The following is a 26,687-nucleotide window of genomic DNA, read 5'->3' as shown; positions in this document are numbered from 1 at the left end:
CTGGGTTCCCCCCAGATTTTTTTTATGGCTGCTCAGGTTCGCTTACCGTTAAAGAAATAAACTTATCATTCTTTATATCATGTTTAATTGTCACTTGAACTGTTTTCTCTTTGCTATTTTCCTTCACTATGAACTGAAAGCTGTCTTCCACTTCCATTGTCGATATTTTCTTTCGGCCCATGTATTTATAGTCTGTAACAGCTTGTTCAGGATAATCTGCTTTGACTACAGCAATGGCAATGCTCCCATACTTTTCATAATCCACTTTCTGGACTGCTATATTATGGGATGGAAACAAAAATCCCATAATAAGAATAGAAGCAACTAAAATAGGAAAAGCCCGATTTTTCATAGTAATCCTCCGTTTGGTTTTTTTCCTATTATCTGTAGTCTAGATTCTTTTTATGTACATTTTCCAATTGTTTTGCTTCCTCGAGCAAAACAGACGTAACATGAACATTCCGCTTCCATTCTTCACCGAATGTGTCCATTGGCGGATTTGTCTCTTCAACAGAAGGACAAATTTCAATGGTGAATGCAGGCAAATGATAGGTGCTGATAAACCAGTCTGTATAACCTGAGCCAATTGCGTCCACATCAGGAGTGCCGAGGTCATAGCCTGTTGTTTCTGCCAATTTTGCAGCAATAGCTCGGTCTCTTTCTGTGTTTTCCTTATTGTTGTATTCCCAATAAATCTCTTGGCCAGAGGAATGATAAGCGACAGCAATTGTCGGCTTGATTTTTTCCGTCAAGCTTACGATCGCTTGAACCTCTTTTGCTTCAAGCGGTTTTTTGCCTTTATAATTCTTATAAGAAGGCTTCGGACTTTCACCCTTCAACTCATCCCAGCCTGCCGGATATTGACGGTTTAAATCAATTCCTCTTCCATTGCTTTTCCAGCGGGTGAAGTCTTTCGATCCTTCATTCATCCTTTTTAAAGAAATACGTGAAAACAGCGGAAACTTCTGCAGGTCTCCCTGCTGGATGGTAACACCATCTGGATTGAGCATCGGCACAAACCAGATAGAATACTCTCCCATACGGTTATACAAATCCTCCTGCTGCACTTGATTTTCAATCATTTTCATCATTAAAAGAGCAGTGATCCACTCTCTGCCATGATGCGCTCCGCTAATCAGAATGGATTTTTCACCTTTTCCAACTTTTATTCCGTACAGCTTTCTCCCATATTCTGAATAGCCAATTGTATGTACTTCCAATTGCCTTTTGTATCTGCTTTTCATTTTCCATATATCTCGCTGATATTCATCATATGTGTATTGCTCCTCCCTGCTTAGCTCCTTTCCTAAAACTTTAGCTGAAGATGGAAGGAAAAGTGCAAGGCAAAGCATAAAAATGGTTATTTTCTTCATATTGCCCTCCTTTTCCCTTTTATTTTTTATCAATTACAGATTTTTATTCAGCTTTTTTATACAGGTAAAAAAAGAAAACCCTGATAATTCAACATAGCCAAGTTTTAGAATGAGATTTTGTTCAGATCAGCTATATACTATAAGTATCTCCTTCAAACAAAAGGAGGCGGACAGCTTGAATAAAGTCGATTATGATCGTGCACTGTACTACACCCATCGTTCAGAATGGGATAATCTTTTAATATTAATGGTGCGCACTAAGGATCATTTTCTTTCAAAAAAAATTGAACATTTCCTGCACGCCTATAATTTCGAACATGATTATACTGTAATCGAGAATCATTTATATTCTTTGCTCCGCTACATTGACCATGCCAACGACAATGTAAGCGGATATGACATTCACACAACAATGATGTAAAAAAGAATTCCACCAAAAAAAAACCGCGGTTAGGGTTCCGCGGTTTTTACTTCATTAAAATCTTTTATGTTTATAATTAATTTCATAAAGATCGTCTCTTCTGTCCTTCAAATGTCTTACTGTACCATTTTGCCGTTTACGGCGAAGCACTTCTAAATCTACATCGCCAATCATGACCATTTCAATATTCGAATTCGTCTCACCGACAATTCCATCTCTTGCAAATTCAAAATCAGATGGTGAAAAGATCGCAGACTGGGCATATTGAATATCCATGTTTTCGGTCTGCGGTAAATTACCGACAGTCCCTGCGATAACAGTGTAAATTTGGTTTTCCACAGCTCTTGCTTGAGCACAATAGCGGACACGTAAATATCCTTGGCGGTCTTCTGTACAGAATGGTGTAAAGATGATTTTTGCACCCATATCTGTCGCAATCCTTGCAAGCTCCGGAAACTCAATATCATAACAAATCAGAATCGCAATTTTACCACAGTCTGTGTCAAATACACGAACTTGATCACCTTGGCTGATTCCCCACCATTTCTGCTCATTCGGAGTAATATGAAGCTTATATTGCTTCTCAATGCTTCCATCTCGTCTAAATAAATACGAGATATTATAAATCTCTTCATCGTCTTCTTGCACAAAATGGGAGCCCCCGATAATGTTAATATTGTATCGGATCGCAAGACTGGAGAACAGCTCTATATACTGCTCTGTATATTGCGTCACTTTACGGATAGCATTTATCGGTATCTTCTCGTCAAGGAAAGACATAAGCTGTGTTGTAAAAATTTCAGGAAATACAACAAAATCAGATGAGGCATCTGATGCAACATCTGTATAATACTCAACTTGGTTAGCAAAGTCCTCAAAGCTGTCAATTTGCCGCATCATATACTGAACTACACAGATTCTGACAGGATAACTGCTTTTGAAAAAACGCTTTGACTGCGGCAAATATTCAACATTATTCCACTCCATTAACGTCGCATATTTGCTGGACTGCTTATCATCCGGCAGATAATTAGGGTTTATGCGCATCATCGTAAAACCGTTAATCAGCTGGAAGGATAATACAGGATCGTAAATCCGGTGATGGATAACTTCTTCCACATACTCTCTCGCAGACATTTCATTTTCATATTTATAAAAGTTCGGGATTCTGCCTCCAATAATGATGCTTTTCAAATTTAGGCGGCGTACCAGCTCTTTGCGCGCTTCATAGAGGCGATGACCTATTTTCATTCTTCTATACTTTGGATCAACCATAACTTCAATACCATATAAATTATAGCCGTCTGGATTATGATTCGTTATGTACCCTTTGTCTGTAACATCATCCCATGTATGTCTGTCATCATACTCATCAAAATTGATAATCAGGCTAGAACATGACCCAATAATTTCTCCATTATATTCAGCAACAAATTGCCCCTCCTGAAATAAATCCAAATGGCTTTTTAGCTGGGCTTTCGTCCACGGTTCCATGCCAGGAAAGCACTCTGCCTGAAGCTGCATAATTTTGTCTATATCTTTATATTCTGTATTTCTAATAATCAACCGCTTTTCAAACTTGGATAAATCTAGTTTTGTCATTTAAGCTGCTCCCTTTTTCCACTTTTTAATTCTACATTTCCCTATTTCCCTGTAAGATAATCTTGTTATGAACATAATATTATGTATATGCAAAAAAAAGAGCCGCAGGCTTATCCTGCGGCATCTTTATATTAAATGTTCATTGGCTGCCTCTGCATAAATACTTAGGCTTTTATCTTTTTTTGTGAAATTATCCAGACGGAAAGGGAAAAATAACTCGAACTCATCTAAAATCTCGACATTCTTTTCGAATAATGAATCGTATTGGTCACTTTCTTCCGCATTCTCGACGATTGAAATAATGGTCTGCAATGCTGCTATAACTTGGTAGGAGTTTTTTAGGGTGCTAAGCATATAGGCTTGCTCTTGTGTTAGACGCAGTACATTCAAACGTGAGAACTTGTTAATTTCATCGTCAGAAAAAAAGTCGGGGAAAATGGACGTATAAAAAGTTTGTATAAGTTCGTTTATTTGCTCTTCCTGTGCAGGTGTTGAAGCATAAGCTACCTTCATTGGATTTTACCACCCTCTTTAAAAATATACATAAAGTATTATCAATAGAATAACATAGACCACATCCAGTTTTCCGTGGTAATTAAAACCATGATATGATGGGTTATGCAAGATTATTAATAATTGCCAAAACCAGCACTAATGGAGGTTTAATTATGCATTTCGAAAGAAAAGGCGAATGGATGCAGCTGGCTATACCTGATAAATGGAAGAATATGTCTCTTGAGGACTTATTCCGCACGGTAATGCTTGCATCTAAAAAACAAGTGCATCTTTTCAAGATGCAAAAAAAAGTAATGCTGAACAATAAAATAATCACAAATTGGCTCACAACATTAACTACTGGTGATACGTTATCCATTAAGATGTTTGATTCGCAGTCTGCTAATATAGAACCTACCTATATGGAGCTAAACATTGTGTATGAAGATGACTTCTTATTAATCATAAATAAACCTGCAGAGATAGATACCCATCCTAATTCCTTAGAAGATGTTTCCTCCCTTACAAACGGGGCAGCATTTCATTTGTTAATGAATGGAGAGGAACGACAGCTTAAACATATTCATCGACTAGATCGGAATACAACAGGCTGTATATTATTTGCCAAGCATGAACTAATTGGAAATATGTTAGATTATGCTTTGCGGGAACGGAAAATAAAAAGAACCTATTTAGCTCTTGTTCACGGATATGTTAAAGGAAAAAAAGGCAAGATTGACAAGCCAATTGGTAAAGACCGTCATCATGCTACAAGAAGAAGGATCTCAGAAAATGGACAAGCCGCTGTCACCAACTACAGAAAGCTTGCTTATTTTCCTGAAAAAGATTTATCATTAGTTTCCTGCAGTCTGGATACTGGCAGAACGCATCAAATCCGCGTCCACTTAAGTTCCATCGGCCATCCTCTTGCAGGAGATATTCTGTACGGCGGAACACCTGTGTATAGCAGGCAGGCTTTGCATGCAGCAAGGCTTGAGCTGACACATCCGATTACAGGGGAAAGCTTAACAGTATATGCTCCTTTCCTTGATGATCCGCCAGTATTTCCTGAAAATGCACTTACGCTGCTCGGAGAATAAAAAAACGGGATAAAGGCACTCTGCCTTTATCCCGTTTTTTAGTTATATTTACGCTGTTTTGCGCATCTTTCTCAAAATAAAGCTTAAAACAAACACTAGAATTACTGCTCCAATAATACTTGGAATGATAGCGAAGTCAGCAAGTGTTGGACCCCAATCTCCTAGAATTAATGACCCTAACCATGCACCGACAAATCCGGCGATAATGTTACCGATAATTCCTCCTGGAATATCCTTCCCGACAATCAGCCCTGCAAGCCAACCGATAATACCACCTATAATTAAAGACCAAATAAAGCCCATCTTAAACACTCCTTTTAGTTCCATTTTGTTAAGTAAAAATTGCGATAGCAAGGTAACATTAGCTGCAGCTTGTTTGTAATTCTTTTATGCTATCTGCTTGTACTCTATATTTACCACATGTTTTTATTTTTAAACCTAGCAGTATAACAAGAAGGTGCAAGCCGTCAAAACAGCTTGCACCTTCTTATATACTTTAGATTAAAAAATCATTTTATCTGGATCTTGGCCAATTCGTTCATTCATATTTAGGCTGTCAATTAAATTCATTTCTTCCATGCTTAAGCGAAAATCAAAAATATTTCCGTTTTCTGCAAGGCGCTTTATCGAGGATGTTTTTGGTATGACTATGATGTCATTTTGAACATGCCATCTTAATATAATTTGCGCTGGTGTCCTGCCATGTTTTTTGGCAATATAATTGATTGTCGGTTCGTTCAGCAGCCTGCCGTTGGCCAGTGGTGACCAAGCTTCCACTTTAATATTTAGCTTCTTGCAGTATTCTCTTAATTTCTCCTGAGTAAGGCGGGGATGCAATTCTATTTGATTTACAGCCGGCTTTTCATTACAGGTGGACAAAAGTTTGCTTAGATGATGTTCTTGAAAATTACTGACGCCAATCGCCTTAACAACCCCTTCTCCATACAAACGCTCAAAGGCTTTCCAAGTCTCGATATATTTATCCTTGCCAGGCCAATGTATTAAATATAAATCTACATAGTCCATATCCAGTCTTCGCAAACTAGCTTCAAAAGCTCTTAACGCAGCATCATAACCATGCTCATCATTCCAGAGCTTCGTTGTTACAAAAACGTCCTTCCTAAAGACAGCGCTTTCTTTTATTCCTTCACCAACCTCTAGTTCATTATTATAGAAGGAAGCAGTGTCAATTGACCGAAACCCAAGATCAAGTGCTGCCTTGACCGTTTCCACTGTCGGCCTGCCACCTTCAAGATTATAAGTGCCAAGACCGATAAGAGGCATTTCTATCCCATTATGCAGTTTCAAATTATGATGGATATTCATAGACACCTCCAAAAGAATGAAGACATAAAAATGGTTGCAGCAATTATGATTGCTGCATTAAGTTAGTTACTACCTATATGTATTATTTTCGCAACATATATAGAACTGTTTTTTCCCACCATTTCCAAGGCAGATGCTCTTTTAGGAAGATAGTCATTCCCACACCTTTTCCAAGACGATACCTCAGCTTCGGCTTTTTCGTTTCTGCTATCACAACGATTTTACGGGCAACCTCCAGTGGATCTCCATACTTATGTTCTCCCTGTTTTAAATAAGCCTCAACACTTTCCAGCTGACTGGCGTACGGGGAGCTTGCGAGCTGCGATTTTTCTGTAATTTTTTTCCCCTCAGTCCAAATATTTGTTTTATAAGAACCAGGCTCTACTAATGTGACATATATCGAAAAAGGAAGGAGTTCTAGTCTAAGCGACTCACTCCAGCCTTCCAGGGCAAACTTTGAGGATACATACGGACTTAAGCCAGGGAAACCAATTTTGCCGCTTATGCTGCTCATCATGATTATTTTACCGTATCTGTTGCTTCTCATCATTGGAAGAAAAGCTTGCGTTACAGCAATAGCACCAAAAAAGTTTGTTTCCATTTGTTCCTTGTACTCTTGCAGCGAAATTTCCTCTGCGAAGCCTGCCCCCGCAAAACCAGCATTATTAACAAGAATATCAAGCTTCCCCTGTGCTTCGACCTTTTCTTTCAATGCTGTAATGGATTCTGTGCACGTAACGTCAAGTATTTCCAAGGCAATTCGTTCATGCACCTCCAATTTCTTCGCTACTTCTATTAGCTTGGCCCCTTTTTGCCTATTACGAACTGCTGCAATGACTTCATAACCCTCTTTAGCAAACTCTAATGCTGTGATGAATCCGAAACCGCTGCTCGCTCCTGTTACTAGAACTGTCTTTGCCATTATATCCCCCTTATAAGCCGTTATCATATTCTTCCTTCAAAATAGACATTAAATAAATGGACTCATACCGCCCCATAATTTTGACGGCTTCCCGCTGCAGCCCCTCTACGTGAAATCCTGCTGATTTATATAAATCCTTGGCCCTTTTGTTATGTTCCACCACATCAAGCCACAGTCTGTTCGCATTTTGCTGAGTAAATGCCCAACTTTTAATTAACAGCAGCATTTGTCTTCCATAACCTCTCCCTTTATGAGAAAAAGCGGTTCTTTTCAATTCTATGCTGTTGTTTTCGTTTAGTAAGCCATTGACTAATAAATAACCGACAGGCACCTCTAAATCTTTACTAATAACAGTTAAATGAAGAAGGTTTTGATCCTGCACGATTGCATCTATATGCTCATCGACTGTCCATTGCTGGATAAACGGAGAGTTTTCCGAATCACTTTCTGTTCTCAAAATATACGGTAAATCCTCTTCAGTTGTTTTCCTAATAAATATCATATCATTTTCCAACATATCACTCACTCCAATGGCAAATATTAAATCATATATTCTATTCCATATCAGAGGTATTGTGACAAGCTTAATGTTTAACAATAACAGTAAAACAAAGAAAAGATTTGTAAATACAGTATAAAGAATGTAAATAACATAAGGTTCCAATTTATATTTTTTGTAAACCAATTATTAAGTTTTTGTAAATTTTTCGTCTAAATACTTTAAGATTCGACAATTTTCCTATAAACTATGTAAGGCTTGACTATTTTGGGGTCTAAATTAAATCGGGGGTAACAATTATGGTTTTCAAAAAACAAGATAAATTCGCTGTACTTTTAAATAATATTGCAACGAACTTAAAGGAAGGCGCTGACTATTTCGCAGATTACAAAATCACTAACGTAAGCGACTTAAAAACGTTTTCCGAAACCATGAAAGAAATTGAAACAAAAGGTGATACATACATCCATGATGTAATTACTGAGTTAAATAAAGCTTTCATCACTCCTATTGAAAGGGAAGATATTCTTGCACTTTCTATGAGCATGGATGATGTTCTTGACGGACTTGAGCATTGTGCTGCTTTGTTTGAGATGTACAATATCACAACAGCTGACGAATTCATGATTCGTTTTGTTGAAGCAATTAAAAGCTGTGGAGTAGAAATTCAAAAATCAGTTGAACTTCTATCAACGAAAAAACTTCCAAAAATCAGAGAATATGCAATTCGTATTAAAGATACAGAATCAAAATGTGACGGCATCCTTCGCCAATCAATTAAGCATTTGTTCTCAGTAGAAAAAGATCCAATTCGCATCATTCAATACAAAGAAATCTACGAAAACTTAGAAGACATTGCTGACTACTGCCAAAATGTTGCCAACACACTTGAAAGCATCATTATGAAGAATGCGTAAGGAGTCCTAACAAAAATGGATATGATTTTATTTATAACAATTTTGATTGTCTTTTTTGCATTGGCTTTTGATTTTATCAATGGCTTCCATGATACAGCAAACGCAATTGCGACTTCTGTATCGACAAAAGCGTTAAAGCCAAAGCATGCCATCATCATGGCGGCAATAATGAACTTCGTTGGTGCGATGACATTCACTGGTGTAGCAAAGACTATCACGAAGGATATTGTAGATCCTTTCCAATTAGAAAATGGTTCGACTGTAATATTGGCAGCTTTAATCGCTGCGATTTTCTGGAATCTATTGACATGGTACTTCGGAATACCAAGCAGTTCCTCCCATGCAATTATCGGTTCCATCGCTGGTGCAGCGATTGCCGCATCTGGCTTTGAAGCCCTTAACTATAATGGATTTATGAAAATTATTCAAGCCCTGATTCTTTCGCCAATTATCGCTTTTGTAATGGGTTATATCGTCTATACATTATTCAAGATCTTCTTTAAGGATCTTAACTTAACAAAAACGAACCGCAGATTTAGGATTTTCCAAATCTTCACTGCGGCATTGCAATCATATACACATGGTACGAACGATGCCCAAAAAGCAATGGGTATCATCACAATGGCTCTTATTGCTAACGGCTATTTAACAACAAGCGATATCCCACATTGGGTTCAATTCGCCTGTGCGGCAGCAATGGGTCTAGGAACATCTGTCGGCGGATGGAGAATCATCAAAACTGTCGGCGGAAACATTATGAAAATCCGTCCTGTAAACGGGGTTGCAGCAGACATTACTGGTGCGATGATCATCTTTGGAGCGACATACATCCACCTGCCAGTCAGCACAACACATGTTATCTCCTCTTCTATTCTTGGGGTAGGTGCATCACACCGTCTTAAAGGGGTAAAATGGGGTACAGCTCAAAGAATGCTGATCACTTGGGTAATCACTCTTCCGATTTCCGCAACTGTTGCAGCATTATGTTATTATGTTTTGAATCTGTTCCTATAAAAAAGAGGTCCGATATGGACCTCTTTTTCTATACAGTTGAACGAACGACAAGCTTGGCCTTCAGTTCAATTGGCATTTCCTGTTTCTTGTCTTGCAGCTGCTGAAAAAGCTGAAAGGAACGCCTGCCCATTTCGACAATAGGCAAATCCATTGTCGTAAGCTCGAGGGCTTCAGATATTGGATGGTTATCATAGCTTAATAATGCCAAATCCTCTGGAATGTTCATCTGCTGCTTTCTTGCTTCTGTCATTATGCCTGCTGCTACTTGGTCGCTCGATACAAGCAAAGCATCCGGTCTATCCTTTAATTCCAACAGTTTTTTAACGACTCTTTTTCCATCTTCAATTGACAGGCAGCTGTCAAATACCCATTCCTTCTCTGCAGCCAAACCTAACTTCTGCAAGCCTTCATAAAAGGCTTTTTCCCTCAGCCTGCTGTTGGCGCTTGTCGCCCTGTTGACACAGTAGCCTATGTGCTTGTATCCATTGCTATGCAAAAAGTCTAAACCTTGCCTGAATGCACTGTAATGGTCAATATAGACTGCAGCGATATTTTCCTCTGTTACCTTTTCACAGACTATTATCGGATGGTCACTTGCATATTTGCGGAGAATGTCCATATTAGCAGTGTGGGAGCCGATAATCATCCCGTCCACTTGTTTGCTTTTTAGTTTTTCAAGCGCTTCCTTTTCTTTGTTCACATCATAGTTCGTCTGAAATAAATTGATGCTATAGTTATTTTTCAGCGCCTCTTCCCCGATACCGTCAAGCAGGCTTCCATAGTATGGAACAGTAATATATGGCACCATTACACCTATCATGCTTGTTTTTCCTCGCGACAGGTGAACAGCATTCAAGTTTTGGCTGTAATTTAATTTATCAATTGTCTCTAAAACTGCTTTTCTTTTTTCTTCTTTAACATAAGGATGATTATTTAATACTCTTGATACGGTTGTAACAGACACTCCTGATAATTCTGCGATTTTTTTTATATTTCCCATTCGTTCTCTTACTCCCATACAATTTGATCTAAACGGTCACCTATAAAATACCAAGGCTAGCTGAAATTTTCAATGGGGATTTTAATGTGTTTCAGAAGTTCCCCTTCTATTTCAGACAACTCGTCCATATATTTTATTAATAGTATGAACGCAGTTAGGGTGATTTTCAAATGACAGAAAAAATCAGCGCCATATTAATCGGCAGCCTTCTTATCGGGATTGGTGTTAACGGCTTTTTAGTCCCTCATCATCTTCTTGATGGGGGTCTTATTGGCATTGGCCTCATCTTACATTATCATTATGATATCCCGACAGGCTTATCTATGATACTTATCAGCATCCCGATTTATATCATTATTTGGTTTTATAATAAGCAATATATCGCCTACGGTTTATTGGGTTTTCTCATCTCCTCTGGAATGATTGACGTTTGTTCCTTTATGCGCGACACATTTTCCACCAATATTTTAGTCAGTTCTGTGATTGGCGGCAGTATCATTGGAGTGGGTATTGGCATTATGCTTCGCTTCGATACAAGTACAGGCGGAACAGACATGCTTGCCCAAATGCTGTCTAGTATTTTTAAATTCCCTGTCGGCATTATCATCTTTATTATTGATGGTCTTGTTTTATTAGGTGGATTAAGAATCGTCGGTCTTCCTATTTTAGCCGCTTCGTTTTTAACAATTATCTCTGTGGCCCTATTTACTAGTTTGCTAACTAAGAAAGTGAAAACTGTTTAAGCATGGAAAGAAACCTGCACACATATGTGCAGGCTTCTTTTAAAACTTTATTGTTCTTCCGGGATAAGCACTTGCCCAATCTTGCCCATTTTGAGCAATGTTTGCATAATAGCCCGGGAAAGCTGACTTGGCGGATAAGGTTTCACCAAGTAATCAATTGCGCCTAATGCAATGCCCTTTTCCTTCTCATCCAAGGCAGTAGAAACGACAATTGGAATGTTTTTCAGATACTCAGAATCTTTCATTGCTTTCATGATATCCCATCCGTCCATCCTGCTGTCTTCCAGCATTATGTCTAGAACGAGCGCATCTGGCTGTACTTCCTCCATTTTCTTAATTCCATCCATTCCATTTTTGGAATAATAAACTTGGAAGCCGCTTTCCTGCAATTCCTGAATAATCAGCTCAGCCAAGCTGTAATCATCTTCTACGACCATAACTTTATAACGGACCTTTTCATCTGCGACTGCGTCCTTCTCCGAAGTTCCCATATTCCATTCCACAATCGGAAAGCTCATTGTGAAGGTGCTGCCTTTTCCATATTCTGAGTCTATTGTGATATCTCCTTGATGTGCTAGCATGATTTCCTTTACAATCGCAAGACCTAATCCAGTTCCGCCAATTTTGCGGCGGTCCGAATTATCAATACGGTAGAACTTTGTAAACAGCTTATCACGGGCTGACTCTGGTATTCCTAACCCTTGGTCTTTCACAGCTACTTTCAGCATGCCATCTTCCTGATAGAGGCTGATATCAATAGTTCCGCCTTCAGGAGAATATTTAATGGCATTGCTCACAATATTAGTGAAAGCCTGCTCGATTTTAGACCGGTCTCCTAGTATGAACGAATTCTTTTCCGTATTATGAATTGTTATATGGTGTTTAGTTGCATTGACCGCTTGGTTTTCCACAACTCTTTCCATGATTGGCAGCACTTCAATATATTTTTTCTCATATGTCTGCTTGCCTGCTTCCATGCGCTGTACATCAAGGAAGTCATTAATCAATGCTGTTAATCTTTTCGCTTCTCCGTATATTGTGTTCAAATACTTCTTCTGACGCTCTGGTTTCAAATCACGATTAATAATGAGCTCTGTAAAACCTAAAATGCTCGCAAGAGGTGTGCGCAGCTCATGACTGACCGTACTTACAAATTCAGACTTCATCTTGTCTACTTCATATTCCATTGTAATATCTCTGTATACGAGAACAGTCCCGAATTTCTCATCGCCTCTGTATAAATGTTCACTATAAACCTTAACTATCTTATCTTCCTTCAATTTATAGGTGAATGACTCTGCAGAAGAATCTCTCATAGACTTACTAATATAAGCAATCAGATCGTCTGTTTCCTCTAATTTTTCCTTCAGCTGCCCTGTCCATTCCTGCCACTTTTGGCCGACAAATATATCAAGCATTCCCTTGCCTGTCATGATCTCATAGAACTTGCTGTTAGCATGGATAATATCGCCATTTGGACTTATTAATTGAATTCCTTCTTGAACATTATTTAAAATATCTGTGTTTAGCAATCTGTCTTTCTCTGTTTGTTCGAATAAGTGAATCTTATCCAATGATATCTCAATCTGTTTAGCTAATGTGCTGAATTCATCCATTTCCAGCTCTGTAAAGCCGCAAGCAAACCTGCTTAGCATCATGATTGCTGTAATACTGCCGGCAGCAGACAAGATTGGGATATAAAGATCATGCACCCTGCCTTTTTCAAGATGATAGCCTTTTTCTGACACATCTAAATCTCTGATGATTGTAAAGCTAAGCTTTTCCTTTTCCAGACGATGATACATCCCTGTATGAAGATGGTTCTTAAATTGCTCTGCTCCTTCATTTGATATGCCAAATGCAGCAAAATCTCCACTGTCTGCTTCTACGATAATACCCCTGTCTGCCTTAATAACATCACACATATTTATGATGATGCTCTCCAGCACCTTCTGCTTATCAAGAGAGCTCGACAGGCCGTTAATAAGCTTGTTTCTGCGCAATAAAGCATCTTCATTGGATTGTACAGTCTCCAGCATTTTTTCTAATTCAAACTGCTGTGCCTGCAGTTCATCTTGCTGTGCAACGAGCTCTTCGTTCTGTGCAAGCAAATCTTGCTCTTTCTCTTGTATGCTCAGATACATCCGCTCAAAGGCAACAGATAATGTAGCCAGCTCATCTTGCCTTTTCTTATCATGCTTAATTTCTGCTTCATTTCCCTTTGCCACTTCATTGGCTGCAACTGCAAAATCAGTCAATGGTTTCCCAATCCTCTTGACCATCACTCTGCCGATAAGCAATACTGCGATAAGAACTAGAATGATATAAATTAGAAAACCGACTTGCAGGATGGCGATATGAGTAGTCAGCTTGCTTACCTCACCGCTCAGCGAGTTCGAAACAGACTGTAGGTAATCAGCCATTTCTCCTTGAAAAGAATTAACCCTTTCAGTCGCACCATTATTGGCAATAGCAGCAACTTCCTCTCTATCTCCGCTTTCAAAGTAAGCTATTGCTTCTGGCATTGTTTCATCAAAATAAAACCGATAAAACGACGCCAGCTCTGTTGAAAAGAGTGTGTCTTCTTCTGTTTCAAGCCTTTGGTCAAACTGCTCTATCAGCTTTTCGATCTCAGCCTGCTGACTTTCTGCCGATTCTTTTAAGGCTGTGTTATTGTAAGCGAAATATCCTCTCACATTAAACATTGCATCATTGAGCCTTGTTTCTAGCTGTCTGACTAACGCTTGTTTTTCAACAAGCTCTTCTCGGTTACTTACATACTCATTGTTTACAGAGTTTTGCCAATAAACCAGCACAAGCCCTCCAATAATAAACAGTAGAATGAAAAAGCATATTAAGGCCATAAATTGCCTTGATATGCTTTTTCTTATATAGGAATTAATCTTCATCAAGAATATCCCCTACTTTGTCTAATAGTGCGAGCGGACTGAAAGGCTTTGCCATAAAGTAATCTGCTCCAGCTTCTAATATATGGTTTTGTTCATTTGTCTGGTTTTTTGCTGACAGCATCATTATTTTCAGATGCTTCTTCTCTTCGTCCGCTCTAACCTTTTGGATTACTTCCAGCCCTGTCATAATCGGCATCATATAATCAAGTATTAACAGATCATAGTCATTTTTTGCGATAAGCTGGAGAGCCTCTTCTCCATCTGGTGCTTCATCGACCACGTAATCTTCATCTTCCAGTGTATCTACTATCAGCATTCTCAATACATCTTCATCTTCAGCTAATAATATTCTTTTCATATTTCTCTCTCCCTAATTCCCTATTTTGGAGAAGGCCTCTTGCAGTATATAATAGGATTGTTTTAATCGTTCATGATAGGCTGGTTCTTCCCAGCTTTCCCATTCAAACAGTTTAGTGTCTTCTTGATGAATAGTGTTGTCACTGCCTCTTTCAGGCAATGTTTGCACAATCTTTTTATCTTTTTCCATTACAACCGCAAAATAAATGCCGTCAATGGTTTCGCTGCCTTCCATGCCCTTTTTCCATAAGTCTGCCAATACTTCCTTCTGACTTGGGTCTTTCACATTTAATAAAGCCCACGGCAGGCGAAGCTCGATTGTTTTCTTATCTTTACTTACACTAATATCGGCCAGACTATTGAAATCTTTACTTTCCGGATTGCCGTTTCCGTATAATAATTTTCCTGTTTCATAGGAGTTAAACGGAATTTTTTCCCCTTGTATTTCCAGCTCTTTATTAAGCGCAAGTCTGATTGGATGATACACACCGTTGTTCTTTTTACTTGCATAGCTTTCTTTTTTTATCATATTCAGCAAGTGCCCATAGTGGAAATAATAAGAATCATAGTAGCTGTCAATCAGGATATGCGAATCATCCTGTTCCCCAATCTTAACAGCAAAATCGACACCAAAATCTGTGTTCACTTTTTCCTTGCCATCAAGAACTGTGCTCATTTGCCCTTGATCTGCAAGTGTATCTAATAGAAGATATGTGTGATCAACGTTTAAGTCAACCGGCTCCTTATAAGTGAATTTAAAGCTGATTTGCTGTTCATCAGACGTGACACTCACATCTTGAATATCATTTTCTTCCTTATTATCAGCATTAGCAGTAGTATACAGTGGCGACACATTCAGCTTTTCCCAATCCTCTGTGCTGCCATCAATATAGATGGTTGGCTCATATTTACCAGGATCAAAGCTTAACAGACCGAAATGCTGCTCATTTGTCTGGATATTGGACCAAAACGGTCTTCTGTTCGGATTATCATAATCCATCGTGTTCCATGTTCGCTTAAACCATTCATCCTGCCATGTAAACACTAGTCCGCCTGCATACTTCTCATCAAGAATCGTCTGATAAAGACTCGCATCCATATTTCCTTGTTCTTCTTCTGAAATAAAGCCTTGATTCATGCCATTAACGTTCTCATGAGTTTTGCCCCTAGATGCTGGCACTCCGAACTCTGCAACTAACACTGGCATATTATGAACCTTTCGCAATTGATTTAAATAGGCTGCATAATTGCTTTGCTCGCCTTGTTTATTCTTATATGTCGAATAGCCTTTTTCATAGTTCAAGAAATCTGGATAATACGGATAAACATGATAAGCCGCAAATAGGCCAGCATGAAAATCATCTGTTTTAGTTATATGGTTGGGATCAACAACCGCCTTATCTTCATCCTCACTCGGCTCTGCAGGATGGTCAAGCAAGTCTGTTGTCACCCAGTTCGTAAAGCTCATCGTATGCTGCCACTTATATTGCTTAGCTTCATAATCTGCTGCATAGTCCATTAACTTTGCAACCCAAATCTCAAACGGAGATGCAGCTTTTGTCTCGAAATAAGTGCCTTTGTATTGTCCTAAGCCACTGTGTTCTTCATCGGTATGATTAACAACATCAGGGTCCCACTCTGTTCCAAGCATAAATCCTAGCACATATTTGGAAACATCATACTCATACTTTCCTGAAGCATGCCCAGCCCTTTTTGGCAAATCTGCATTTCCATGAATAATGTCAATCATGTTTTTAATTTCTAACTGCGCATCTGCTACTACTTCTTCTGAATAAGCATCCTGCTTTTCTGTAAGAACATCTTCATTCACCCAAGAACCGTGGATAAGATACAGAGGCTCTTTTGCACTTTGATTATATTCATACAAGGCTTGATAAAAACCTGGTGGATGAAGCGTGTACACCCTGATTGTATTAGCATGCATCGCACCGATTTCTTTGAACCAGCGGTAATATTCATCCTTTGTAATGGATGTTTCACCTGGAAAGGAGCCTGGTTTTGAAATCCCCATATTTACCCCTTTAATAATGAGATTTTCCCATTTCCCATCCTTTTGAACTTGAATATATTCAGCATTTGTCCGACTGTTCGTTACCATTCCGTCAGCCTTTACTGTCTCTATAGTACTGCCTTCTGTATTATTATTGTGAAGTCCATCCTTCAGCAGGTTTTTCATAAGCGGCACATAAGTATTCCAGTAAAAGGAATTTCTGTATGTGACATATTTCTTCCATAAATCAAAGCCGACTGTTTGATATAAACTTGGAACTTCTGCTTCATCAGCATAATCTCCTGCAAAATAATAGGAAGTGTATTGTGTATTGGCATTTTGCACGATTGCCGGGAAAGTGCTTGGAATTCCGTAACCTTCCAGCTTTTCTTTACCAGTCTCTGAAACTGGAAGCTTATATTGGGCCAGCACCTCTTTTTGATCTTTTGCTGCGATAATATCAAACCAGTAATCATAAGTGGATGCCAGCTCTTCCTTTAAGACAGATTGACCTTTTTCGGTAGTGGAAAATGCGACACCACTGTCTGTTAAGTCCTTGTTATTTAAGACGACAATATAATCATCCTTATTAATCAGTACAAGTCCAGAGCCTGTAAAGCTCCATTCCTTGCCGTTCTGGTTTTTATAGTTATCCTTTACCCAAACAGGTACCTCATCACCATCTAAATCGTCGAAATGCCTGCCGATCCAGCCGCTCCACGATACATTAAGCAGATTGGTGATTTTCTCCCTTGCCTCATCACTTGTAGGACTTGCAAACGTATTAAATTCAGCAATAAGTGTTTTATTGTCTGATTGGAAAAGAGCATTCTCTATTTTTTCTGCATCCTCTATTTCCAATCCGCCATATAATTTATCCGATCTCTCCCCAAGATTATTGCTTCCATAAAATTCTTCTTCATAGACTCCATACTGATCTGTCAAATACAAAACATCATAATCACTTAAATCATCAGGGAGTTCGCTGATTTTATAGCTGTTGTCTCCGCTCGGTTTAAAGCCTTTATAATCACTTTGACTGAAGTATTTGTCTTTGTTAGCCTTCACATATTTCTGATTGTTTAATATATAAACAAGGCCGTTATGCTCCCTGTATGTCTTATCAGGAACAGTCTTATCCATAATCAGCACATTCAGTTCCTTTGTCCCTTTAAACTGCCAGAGCCAAAAAGGACTTAATAGTACCGCAAGCCCAATCATGACAAACAGAAAAAAAAGCAATGTATTCCTTCTTTTCATTTAGATACTCCTTTACGACTCATGTCCCCCCAAGATTTTTCACCTTTAATGAGCTGCCAAATCCCTTCACAGCGCCAAAATACTGTCATCGGCCTGTACCATAAAGATTCTGTCAGGGAAAAGAAAAACAGCTTCAATAAATGGGACACTTTTGGATACTTGCGAAGACTCCATTCCTCGAGCAAGACTGCTGCCATTGAAAAAATCGATCCATAAATACAAGAAAGCAAAAATATAAGAATCGCAAATTCCAAATAAATCCCGCCAAAGAAAATCGCGATTACCGTATATAGATATCCTAATATTTCTACGATTGGACCTAAAAACTCTATCAGCCAAAAATAAGGGAAGGAAATCATTCCGATGCTTCCATACTTCGGATTAAATGTCAGCTTGCGATGATTCCAAAGGCTTTCAAACAATCCCCTATGCCATCTTCTTCTCTGTCTCCTCAGGAACTTTATATCCTCTGGAACCTCTGTCCAGCAGACAGGATCAGGCACATAGACAATTCTTTTATTGACCTTAGACTCCTTTATAATTCGGTGAATACGGACAACAAGCTCCATATCCTCCCCTACTGTATTTGTTTGGTAACCTCCAGCCTTAATCACCCATTGCTTCGAAAATACACCAAAGGCACCTGATATGATTAACAGCAGGTTATGCCTGCTAAGCCCAATGCGGCCCATTAAAAATGCTCTTAAATATTCAATAATCTGCATAATAACAAGGGGATGGTTCGATAAACCGATCTCCAATATATTTCCGTCCTTGATCTTACAGCCATTTGCAATTCGGATGCTTCCTCCTGAAGCAACTACCTCCTCATTGCTGTCCATAATCGGCTTCATAACTTTCAGGAAAGCATCACTTTCTAAAACCGAATCTCCGTCCAATGAGCATATATAAGGATAGTTCGAAAAGTTCAAGCCGACATTTAAAGCATCAGCCTTTCCGCCATTATCTTTATCGATAAGAAATAGTCTCGGCAAGAGCTTTGACTGGTAGATAGCCTTAATTGGCTTCGTCTCCACCTGTTTGCGGACTACCTTTTGAACCTCTTCCATATCATAATACTCAATCATTTTTTGCAAAGTTTGATCCTTAGAGCCATCATTTACAACAATGATTTCATACTGCGGATAATCAATGCTCAATAAGGAGCGGACACTCGGAATAATTCCTGCTTCTTCATTATATGCAGGCACAATTATCGAAACAGGCTTTGTATACAGACCGTCAGCAATATCCTCAAAAGACTGCTTTCTATTAAGCTGATATTCTCGTCTAAGCTGCATCATTGATACGATAAGAATAGCTGTGTAAAACGTGATGATAATAATCATATATATAGAAATAAAACCGCCAAAAAACAATACCGCATTTTTCCACCATTCTAAAACCAACTTAATTAGCTCCTTTTAAAATTCCTTTATTGACCCACTCCCAGGCCATATCCCGAGCAAAGGCATCTTTTGAATGCTGAAGCACCTCTTCAAGCACTTTTGTACCATCTTTATATTTCATAATTGATTCTGCCGCCTGAGATCTTACAAACCATGACTGATCATGCAGCAGTTCCTTTAATAGCTTCAAGGCTGTTTCTTGTTTGGCAAAGCCAAGCAGTCTTGCCGCCATCATTCTTTCCTGCCACACACTTGATTGGCATAAAGGAAGATAGTTATCAATATTAGGAACAATCCCTATGTTCGAAATTGCTTTTAAGCTTCTCAGCCTCAGCTCTCCCTCATAGGTTTGAAAAACATTTTCTAAAAAAGTAATATGCTCCAAATCCTTTTTAACACCCATCACATCGAGAATTGCCAGTTTTAGCTCTTCCACACATTCATCAAACCGGGCAATCATCTCTTCAAAAATTGGTGCTTCCAGTCTTGTTAATATGCTTCGATAATCCTTTTCTGCTAAGTATTCCTGCTTATTAATCAGCATAAAAATATCGGTATATTGAAAAGAAGCAAGGATGCGGTAAATCTGGATTTTTTCCTCTTTCGACCGCTTCTTTTCCTGTTCAGCCAACTTAATTAATTCCTCTTTCAGCTCCACCAGCTGAAAGCTCTCAATATGATACAGTGTGTTCATACGAGTGCTCCATTTCCTTGCATTTACATTTTTTCGGTAATAACCTGTCAGATTAGCTGCTGCAAGAATTCTTAAGCTTTGTCTTTCCTGATCTCCCTCGAGTATGTCTGAATACTTTGTAAGGAGCTCCTCAAGTGCTTCCTTCTCTATGTTTGAATCAGCAGAGAAGGACAGCTCATAGCTTCTGTCCTGTAAGAACAGGAAGACATCCTGGGCTATTTTTTCCTTTAAATCATTTATTTGCTGCCGCCTGTTGTTTTCAAGAAGCTTCCTTGCTATTAAGTAAGCAAGGAGGATTAGCAAAATACTGATGGAACCAACTGCAACAACAACTAATAACATAATTTCCTTTGCCACTTTAAACCATCCTTTTAATGAGGCGGACAATCCTTGCCTGAAGTTCTGTCAGACTGAAAGGCTTTGTTACATAATCATCCGCTCCCAGCTTCAATGCTTCCGCAATATCATTTTCACTCTTTCTGCCTGTCAGCATAAGCACATTAACATTGTTACGGTACTGAGATTTTTTCACGATTTGCAGTATCTCCAGACCATCCATGACTGGCATGATGCCGTCAAGAACTAGGAAATGAATGCCGTTTTGTGCGAGCCTGTCAGAATCAAGGAATTGCATCCCATCTTCATAGGCTTTTACATCAAGGGTAATATTATCAAGCTCCAAAGAACTGAAAATATTAATTAAGATGGAGCGAATCAGTGTATCATCATCAACAATGGATACATTCAAAAGCTTTGTTGCTTTTGAAATAATGCGTTTATTAGCTGTTTCAACCCTCGCCCTGCCATTCTCCTTAGCCAAATATAAAGCTTCATCTGCTGTTTTTATTGCTGCCTGCAAACCAATCTCTGTATTTTCAATTCGATACACTCCTGCTGAAAATGTGAGACTAAAGGTTTTCTCTCCGTCTGTAAATTCAACTTGTGAGAACTTATCAAGCATGCGCTCCAATACGTCTTTTATTTCCGTCTCTGTCGCTCTCTGGAACAGAATAACAAATTCCTCCCCGCCATAACGGAACAGTGTATCTGTACTTCTAATACTCTTTTTCAGAAATTGAGCGAACTCCATCAGCACCTTGTCACCGACAATATGCCCGTATGTATCATTAACTCGTTTAAAATAATCGATATCAATCACAGCGATTGTTCCATTTGCATTCAGCCTTCCCATATCACTGATAAAACGATTGTACGAATCTTTAAGAAATTTGCGGTTATAAACTTGGGTTAATTCGTCTATCAAAACCGATTGATCAAATATCTTTTTCCTTTCGAGATGGCGTTCCACACGAATTAAAAATTCTTCCACATCAATCGGTTTTTCCATGAAATCATCTGCGCCATTTCTATATGCTTCAATTCTTGAGTCTCTGTCTGTTTTAATGCTGCACATAATTTTCGGAATAAATGCCCGGTTTGTATGATTTTGGATAACACTGAGCACATCGTAACCAGATTGATCCTGAAGGTTGATATCAATGATGATGCAATCAGGATGCATATTATAATACTGCTCAATTGCCTTATCCGCTGTCGTGTTTGCAATAACCATCCAGCCCTTGCTTTCGAGCTTATCCTTCAGGAAAATAAGCAAAGAAATATCATCATCAATAATTTGAATAAGCGGTGCGTCCCCTTCACGTAAAGCAGGAGGCTTGCCAATTTCTTCATGGAAATGCTCATATTCATAACTGATTTCCATCAGCCCGCTCAAGAAATCCCTTAGTTCCTGAATGGACCATGAGTCTTTTCTATTCTCTACTTTTGCCAACAGCTCTGAAGCAATACCGTAAAGCATATCAAGCTCCAACGTGCCAGACGTCCCTTTGATTGAATGCAAAAACCTGTATACATCTCTGTTTTCAATCAATGTTATCTCGTTATTATCAAACCAGCTTGTAAGCTGATCCTTCATTTTCTTAAGTAATATTCCTTTGTATTTATCAAAAATCATTTGCCACACCTCTTTAAAAATATTCCCTTACGCATTCTCCTGTTATCTCTATATTTTTATCTGGTTAGCTTTCCCCTCAAAAGCAAAAAAAAACCAGCCCAACTCATGAATAAAGGCCGGTTGCACTAATCGCTCCAAACAGCTTAAGTGCCCAAATAAAAGCTGTTTTTCTTCGCGGTCCAAATGGTCTATTATGTTCATAAATAAGCTAGTAATATTGGTATTGTTGATAATGATTAATGTTTATTATACAGAATGAGATTCTAACTTTAAAGGCTGAAATATGGAAAATATTAAGGAATAATGACCTATTTTTTATACGAAAAAATGCCAAGAAGTTAGTAAAGACTCACCACCTTGGCATTTCTAATTAAATGTTCGTCCAGAAGAACAACATATTACCTATTCCGAACGACCTGACATTTATTTTTTCTGCAATTCTTTATTTTTTTCGGTGCATCTGTCCATTGCAGCCATAACTGCTCCCCTGAACTGCATTTGCTCTAGCGTAGCTATCGCTTCAATGGTTGTTCCCCCAGGTGTGCATACCTCATCTTTCAAGATGCCAGGATGCTTACCTGTTTCCAGCACCATTTTTGCAGCCCCTAATAAAGCCTGGGCCGCGAGCTTGTAGGATGTATCTCGCGGAATTCCGCTTCTGACACCGCCGTCTGCCAATGCTTCAATAAAAAGGAAGGCATATGCTGGCGATGAACCGCTAATAGCTGGAATAGCATCCATCAAGCGCTCCTCCATTACCTCTACCTTGCCGAAGGAAGAGAACAAGTCAACAATATACTGTACTTCTTCTTCCGTGACATTGCCATTCGGGCAAACAACACTCATTCCTTCTCCTACAAGAGATGGTGTGTTTGGCATTGTTCTAATAATCTTGCTTTCACTTGATAATTGCTCTTCCATATAAGCAAGATCAACACCAGCTGCAATCGTCACGATGATAGCATTCTCCTGTATAGATTCCTTGATTTCCTGTAATACCTCTGTATATAAATATGGCTTCACCGCAAGAACGACAATATCTCCATACGATGCTGCAATCTTATTATCAATTGTTGTTTTGATCTCATATTGTTTAGATATCATTTCCGACGTAGCAGCCGTTTTTGCACTTGCAATTAAATCCTCATGTCTTGTAAATCCTGACTTTAGCATACCGCCAAAAATAGCCTGCGCCATTTTGCCGCTGCCAATGAAACTAATCTTCTTATTATTCATGTTTACGAACCGTCCTCCTCTATTTATACTCTATACTTTTACACAGTAAAGAGAGAAAATCAATCCCATTCGGAAAATTGTGATAAGAAGAGGAAAGGTGGCTATTTAATGATGATATTATGCAAGTAAATGGTTCAAAAATGCACAGATTCATGCAATAATAAAATAAACGAGCTCGATAAATAAAAAAAAACATATTTCCACCAAAGAAAGTCTACTAACCTGTCATAAGCTTTAGTCATCACTTGCTAGACGGCTTACATGATTGTTCTCTGGAAGAAATATGTCATCTGGTTTTCTATGAAATATTTTAGCTATTCTTATCGCATTCTCATACGATAAACCTCTTTTGCCATTCTCTATTTGCCAATAGTAGGACTTCGTGATGCCTAGTTTGCTGGCCATTTGCTGATAAGTATAGCCATGCTCCTTTCTAACATACCGCAATTTAAGTCTAGTCAACCCTCTCACCTCTTTCTTAGTCGAAACCGTTATCTTTATCTCTATTATACGTAAACCTAAGGTTAACTTCAATCTTTTACTATCTTTTTAGTTAACTTATTTTTGAACATTTACTGTTAGCAATAAGTTAACTTATAATAGAACCATCATATGGAAATGGAGGGGAGAATAATTTGAGTTTTTCTGAAAGATTAAGAGCTTTAAGAAAATCGGCTAATATATCACAGCAAACTTTAGGGGATGCAATGAACGTGACAAAAGTGTCCATTTCTGGATACGAGACCGGCAATCGCAAACCAGACACAGAGACACTCCAAAAACTCGCTGATTTTTTTGATGTCAGCACAGATTACCTTCTAGGAAGATCTGCCGTTATGGAAACAGCTTCGCGATACGGCAGCGATAACCGCTTGGCAGTAGCTGTAGAAGATTATAATATAATTACCGCCATTCAAAGACACCCTGCCCTCCATAAAGCACTTCAGGAAGAACCAGCAAAAGTGGCCGGCCAACTATACCGCTTTTGGTCGTTTATGCAGGAAGAAAAAAAACAATAGCCCTCAGAAGAAGTTGGAGTTCCCTCTTTATCCCTCAAAATATTTATCCTTTTCTCTCTAACAAAAAAGAAGAAGAGGTGCAGTCGCTCGACTGCACCTCTTTCATTTTATTCATTACCAAGCTTTTGGATATTTTCATAAATATTTTGTATATCCTGCAGCGAGTTTAGCAACTCGCTATTCTGAAGGAATTCTGGCTGGAAGGTACCATCTTCAATTGCTTTTGTATATTCTTCAATTTGAGTTTGGATTTTTTCATTTTGCTCACTAATTTGTCCATGCAAATCTTCCATCACTTGCGGCACTTCCACTTGATTGAACTCACTGATTTGTTTTTCAAAATCAGTTAATGTGCTTTCCAGCTGTTCAACTGTTTCCGGATTTGTAACTGCTTCCTGCGCCTTAGCCGGAAGGTCTTCTGCGAACGCCGCTGCTTCATTAGCATACTCTGTTGCTTCATTAACATAATTAATAGTATTTTTCGTCTCTTCCACTGGTGAGCATCCTGCTGCTACCAACAGCATGATCGGGAGAGCCAGCAATAATTTTTTCATAAAAATCACTCCTTATTTTTTTCCTTTTCTTTTTTCCCATTCTTTCTTTAACAAAGGTAAGCCTTTTTTCTTAAGAATTTTCACTCCTTCTTTTTGGAGATAATTTTTCATAAGTTTTTTTAGCGTCGACATGCAGACCCGCCTCCTTCCCTAACCATCGTTTTGTTTGGAGCAGTTAAAAAGGCACAGCAAAAAGACCTCACCAAATAAATGGCAAAGGTCTCACAAACAACATATGTTGCCAATAAAGCCGAGGTCTGCTGACCTGTATTGACGACTTTATTGTACAGTTACTCCCCTTTTGACAAAAGGTTACTTTCATTCAATTATTAGCTTAATTATATAATATTTCTGCGTTACCAGTCAAATAAGGCAAGGTTTTAGGATGAGCTCAATGCGATAGCAAGGCTTGTTTTTGCTTCTTCATATAATAATAGTTCCTTCTTATCTAAAGCATATGCGAGCAGTAACACAAGTGTATACACAGCCTTAAATCTGGCAAGCTCCAATGTGACACTGTCTGTTTTGCCATAGACAGCATAAAAAGCCTCCCTTTCTTCTGCTGGTATAAGACTGTAAACAATCGCTAAGTCAACTGCACTGTGGCCAATATGGACATCGCCCCAATCGATAATGGCTGTCAGCTCCTTACCTTCGTTTACAAGCATATTACCTAAATGTAGATCACCATGCACTAGCACATGCTCACATGGGACTTCAATATGCTCTATTCCTTGGCAATAGTCTCTCGCCTTTTCAAAAACTTGACTGTTATCAAGCAGACACAAATCCTCGAGTTTTTCCATCATTCCAGCTTTCCGTTTCCCTATGTCCAGACGGCCCAGTTTATCATATGGAACTGGCACTCCCTTTAAATCCTTGATAGAAATAGAATGTAGTGCCTTTAAAAACGCTGCTAGTGGCCCGATGAGCTTAGTTCGGTTTTCCTGTGTTAATTTATGCGGCATTTTGCCCTCAAGATAGCTGTAACCTAAGAAGGACCATCTGTAGTCTTGCGACTTTTGTCCGAAAAAAACCGGCACTGGTATTTTTATCGGCAATAATTGCTGTATTTTTGGCAGCAGGACAGCCTCTGTTTCCATTAGCTCTCCCGCGATTTCCCTGCGTGGAAATCGAAAGACATATATGTCATTCACTGCATATATCGTATTGTCGAAGCCTTCACCTATTTCCTTAATGCTTTGGATAGATAACTCAGGAAACTGTTTATTAATTAAAGCAATTGCCAGCTCTTTTTCAACCACAACCTCAGGAGCCCAAATATTCCCCATTTTTTCACCTCAAAAGATATCGCCTTAGAAATTCTTGTACTATTAGTTTATTGTATAATCCACTAAATATCTAATCTTTGTTACCATACATCAATTCCGTACTATAGGAATAAAGTTCAATAATATTCCCAAATGGATCTTCACAATAAACTAAATAATACGGCTTGCCTGCCCAAGTATTCCACATACTGCTCCTGATCTTTCCGCCGCTCTTTTGTATTTCAGCAGCCTTTTCCTTTACATTATCAGCAATAATACAAAGGTGAAAAAAGCCAGCTTCCTGAATATCTCTTTCCCTTTTTATTGTTTTCGGCACCTGGAACTCAAACAGTTCTATCCCAACTTGGTTTTCTCCTATTAAATGAGCATTGCGCATTTTTTTTATATGGTTTCCGAGCAAGTCATTTGTCATATTATAAGCATCCTCTTTCTCCTGCTGAAAGGAATACGGACCGGCAATCAGCTTAAAATTTAGAACCTTTTCATACCAATCAATCGCTTTATCTAAATCTGTTACAGCTAGGCCGATATGGGTAATTACAGCCATTATTATCTCCCC

General features: G+C 38.7%; 26 protein-coding genes and 1 riboswitch. Of the genes, 6 read left to right on the top strand and 20 right to left on the bottom strand.

What is annotated here, in order from left to right:
- Window positions 1-22: 22 nt before the first annotated feature.
- Complete coding sequence (locus ACLIJJ_RS05550; protein WP_233317342.1) at window positions 23-352, bottom strand: DUF3889 domain-containing protein; 330 nt, start codon at window positions 350-352, stop codon at window positions 23-25.
- A gap of 28 nt (window positions 353-380) precedes the next feature.
- Window positions 381-1,373 (bottom strand): M14 family zinc carboxypeptidase, encoded by a 993-nt coding sequence (locus tag ACLIJJ_RS05545; protein ID WP_233317343.1) that lies wholly within the window; start codon window positions 1,371-1,373, stop codon window positions 381-383.
- A 175-nt stretch (window positions 1,374-1,548) separates the two neighbouring features.
- On the opposite strand from ACLIJJ_RS05545, the gene ACLIJJ_RS05540 reads away from it, so the two are divergent.
- Entirely contained in the window at window positions 1,549-1,794 is a 246-nt protein-coding gene (locus ACLIJJ_RS05540) for a YhdB family protein (RefSeq protein WP_233317344.1), read from the top strand.
- 54 nt (window positions 1,795-1,848) lie between these two features.
- Here the strand turns inward: ACLIJJ_RS05540 and ACLIJJ_RS05535 are convergent, their stop codons facing one another.
- Both ACLIJJ_RS05535 and ACLIJJ_RS05530 read right to left on the bottom strand, forming a co-directional pair.
- Window positions 1,849-3,396, bottom strand: coding sequence for a bifunctional GNAT family N-acetyltransferase/carbon-nitrogen hydrolase family protein (locus ACLIJJ_RS05535; RefSeq protein ID WP_233317345.1), 1,548 nt, complete (start codon window positions 3,394-3,396; stop codon window positions 1,849-1,851).
- A gap of 126 nt (window positions 3,397-3,522) precedes the next feature.
- Window positions 3,523-3,909 (bottom strand): DUF5365 family protein, encoded by a 387-nt coding sequence (locus ACLIJJ_RS05530; protein WP_251645091.1) that lies wholly within the window; start codon window positions 3,907-3,909, stop codon window positions 3,523-3,525.
- A gap of 155 nt (window positions 3,910-4,064) precedes the next feature.
- On the opposite strand from ACLIJJ_RS05530, the gene ACLIJJ_RS05525 reads away from it, so the two are divergent.
- Window positions 4,065-4,991: an RluA family pseudouridine synthase gene (locus ACLIJJ_RS05525; protein ID WP_411229462.1), complete on the top strand. Its 927-nt coding sequence runs from the start codon at window positions 4,065-4,067 to the stop codon at window positions 4,989-4,991.
- Window positions 4,992-5,039: 48 nt separating this feature from the next.
- On the opposite strand, the gene ACLIJJ_RS05520 is transcribed toward ACLIJJ_RS05525, so the two are convergent.
- The 4 genes from ACLIJJ_RS05520 to ACLIJJ_RS05505 form a co-directional block, all read right to left on the bottom strand.
- Window positions 5,040-5,294 (bottom strand): GlsB/YeaQ/YmgE family stress response membrane protein, encoded by a 255-nt coding sequence (locus tag ACLIJJ_RS05520; protein ID WP_233317348.1) that lies wholly within the window; start codon window positions 5,292-5,294, stop codon window positions 5,040-5,042.
- Between the two features lie 198 nt (window positions 5,295-5,492).
- Window positions 5,493-6,323 (bottom strand): aldo/keto reductase, encoded by an 831-nt coding sequence (locus tag ACLIJJ_RS05515; RefSeq protein WP_411410806.1) that lies wholly within the window; start codon window positions 6,321-6,323, stop codon window positions 5,493-5,495.
- Between the two features lie 76 nt (window positions 6,324-6,399).
- Window positions 6,400-7,242 (bottom strand): SDR family oxidoreductase, encoded by an 843-nt coding sequence (locus ACLIJJ_RS05510; RefSeq protein WP_396953794.1) that lies wholly within the window; start codon window positions 7,240-7,242, stop codon window positions 6,400-6,402.
- Window positions 7,243-7,249: 7 nt separating this feature from the next.
- Entirely contained in the window at window positions 7,250-7,756 is a 507-nt protein-coding gene (locus tag ACLIJJ_RS05505) for a GNAT family N-acetyltransferase (protein WP_233317351.1), read from the bottom strand.
- Window positions 7,757-8,037: 281 nt separating this feature from the next.
- Here ACLIJJ_RS05505 and ACLIJJ_RS05500 point away from each other — a divergent pair, with 281 nt between their 5' ends.
- Together ACLIJJ_RS05500 and ACLIJJ_RS05495 are read left to right on the top strand one after the other, a co-directional pair.
- Entirely contained in the window at window positions 8,038-8,655 is a 618-nt protein-coding gene (locus ACLIJJ_RS05500) for a DUF47 domain-containing protein (protein ID WP_233317352.1), read from the top strand.
- Window positions 8,656-8,670: 15 nt separating this feature from the next.
- Window positions 8,671-9,669 (top strand): inorganic phosphate transporter, encoded by a 999-nt coding sequence (locus ACLIJJ_RS05495; protein ID WP_233317353.1) that lies wholly within the window; start codon window positions 8,671-8,673, stop codon window positions 9,667-9,669.
- A gap of 28 nt (window positions 9,670-9,697) precedes the next feature.
- On the opposite strand, the gene ACLIJJ_RS05490 is transcribed toward ACLIJJ_RS05495, so the two are convergent.
- Window positions 9,698-10,669: a LacI family DNA-binding transcriptional regulator gene (locus ACLIJJ_RS05490; protein WP_233317354.1), complete on the bottom strand. Its 972-nt coding sequence runs from the start codon at window positions 10,667-10,669 to the stop codon at window positions 9,698-9,700.
- A 170-nt stretch (window positions 10,670-10,839) separates the two neighbouring features.
- Here ACLIJJ_RS05490 and ACLIJJ_RS05485 point away from each other — a divergent pair, with 170 nt between their 5' ends.
- A complete protein-coding gene (locus tag ACLIJJ_RS05485) occupies window positions 10,840-11,412 on the top strand; it encodes a YitT family protein (protein WP_233317355.1) in 573 nt (190 codons plus the stop codon).
- Between the two features lie 47 nt (window positions 11,413-11,459).
- Here ACLIJJ_RS05485 and ACLIJJ_RS05480 read toward each other — a convergent pair whose 3' ends face one another.
- From ACLIJJ_RS05480 to ACLIJJ_RS05445, 8 genes are all read right to left on the bottom strand, one after another.
- The gene (locus ACLIJJ_RS05480) at window positions 11,460-14,321 is read right to left on the bottom strand and encodes an ATP-binding protein (protein ID WP_411410805.1); all 2,862 of its coding nucleotides are present in this window, start codon (window positions 14,319-14,321) and stop codon (window positions 11,460-11,462) included.
- Window positions 14,311-14,679 (bottom strand): response regulator transcription factor, encoded by a 369-nt coding sequence (locus ACLIJJ_RS05475; RefSeq protein WP_233317356.1) that lies wholly within the window; start codon window positions 14,677-14,679, stop codon window positions 14,311-14,313. Before ACLIJJ_RS05475 ends, ACLIJJ_RS05480 begins: the two co-directional genes overlap by 11 nt.
- A gap of 12 nt (window positions 14,680-14,691) precedes the next feature.
- Entirely contained in the window at window positions 14,692-17,949 is a 3,258-nt protein-coding gene (locus ACLIJJ_RS05470) for a glycoside hydrolase family 113 protein (protein WP_411410644.1), read from the bottom strand.
- Window positions 17,946-19,298 carry a glycosyltransferase family 2 protein gene (locus ACLIJJ_RS05465; protein WP_233317396.1) on the bottom strand — a complete coding sequence of 451 codons (1,353 nt, stop codon included), beginning with the start codon at window positions 19,296-19,298 and terminating at the stop codon, window positions 17,946-17,948. Before ACLIJJ_RS05465 ends, ACLIJJ_RS05470 begins: the two co-directional genes overlap by 4 nt.
- 61 nt (window positions 19,299-19,359) lie before the next feature.
- A complete protein-coding gene (locus ACLIJJ_RS05460) occupies window positions 19,360-20,409 on the bottom strand; it encodes a HEAT repeat domain-containing protein (RefSeq protein ID WP_251645082.1) in 1,050 nt (349 codons plus the stop codon).
- Window position 20,410: 1 nt separating this feature from the next.
- The gene (locus ACLIJJ_RS05455; RefSeq protein ID WP_233317359.1) at window positions 20,411-22,027 is read right to left on the bottom strand and encodes a GGDEF domain-containing response regulator; all 1,617 of its coding nucleotides are present in this window, start codon (window positions 22,025-22,027) and stop codon (window positions 20,411-20,413) included.
- A gap of 105 nt (window positions 22,028-22,132) precedes the next feature.
- Window positions 22,133-22,216, bottom strand: a riboswitch (cyclic di-GMP riboswitch).
- Window positions 22,217-22,450: 234 nt separating this feature from the next.
- Window positions 22,451-23,263, bottom strand: a complete 813-nt coding sequence (proC, locus tag ACLIJJ_RS05450) for a pyrroline-5-carboxylate reductase (RefSeq protein ID WP_233317360.1) — start codon at window positions 23,261-23,263, stop codon at window positions 22,451-22,453.
- Window positions 23,264-23,497: 234 nt separating this feature from the next.
- Window positions 23,498-23,725, bottom strand: coding sequence for a helix-turn-helix transcriptional regulator (locus ACLIJJ_RS05445; protein WP_233317361.1), 228 nt, complete (start codon window positions 23,723-23,725; stop codon window positions 23,498-23,500).
- Window positions 23,726-23,898: 173 nt separating this feature from the next.
- On the opposite strand from ACLIJJ_RS05445, the gene ACLIJJ_RS05440 reads away from it, so the two are divergent.
- On the top strand, window positions 23,899-24,282 hold the full coding sequence (locus tag ACLIJJ_RS05440; RefSeq protein ID WP_233317362.1) for a helix-turn-helix domain-containing protein: 384 nt from the start codon (window positions 23,899-23,901) through the stop codon (window positions 24,280-24,282).
- A 107-nt stretch (window positions 24,283-24,389) separates the two neighbouring features.
- Here the strand turns inward: ACLIJJ_RS05440 and ACLIJJ_RS05435 are convergent, their stop codons facing one another.
- The 3 genes from ACLIJJ_RS05435 to ACLIJJ_RS05425 form a co-directional block, all read right to left on the bottom strand.
- Window positions 24,390-24,836: a DUF6376 family protein gene (locus ACLIJJ_RS05435; protein ID WP_233317363.1), complete on the bottom strand. Its 447-nt coding sequence runs from the start codon at window positions 24,834-24,836 to the stop codon at window positions 24,390-24,392.
- Between the two features lie 380 nt (window positions 24,837-25,216).
- Window positions 25,217-26,128: a phosphotransferase gene (locus tag ACLIJJ_RS05430; RefSeq protein WP_411410643.1), complete on the bottom strand. Its 912-nt coding sequence runs from the start codon at window positions 26,126-26,128 to the stop codon at window positions 25,217-25,219.
- Between the two features lie 70 nt (window positions 26,129-26,198).
- A complete protein-coding gene (locus ACLIJJ_RS05425) occupies window positions 26,199-26,675 on the bottom strand; it encodes a VOC family protein (RefSeq protein WP_237940750.1) in 477 nt (158 codons plus the stop codon).
- Between the last annotated feature and the right edge of the window lie 12 nt (window positions 26,676-26,687).

This window comes from Niallia laureatilytica (assembly GCF_046613985.1).
Taxonomy (GTDB): Bacteria; Bacillota; Bacilli; order Bacillales; family Cytobacillaceae; genus Niallia.
The sequence above is the reverse complement of the archived record's forward strand: the minus strand, read 5'-3'. Positions and strand labels throughout refer to the sequence as shown.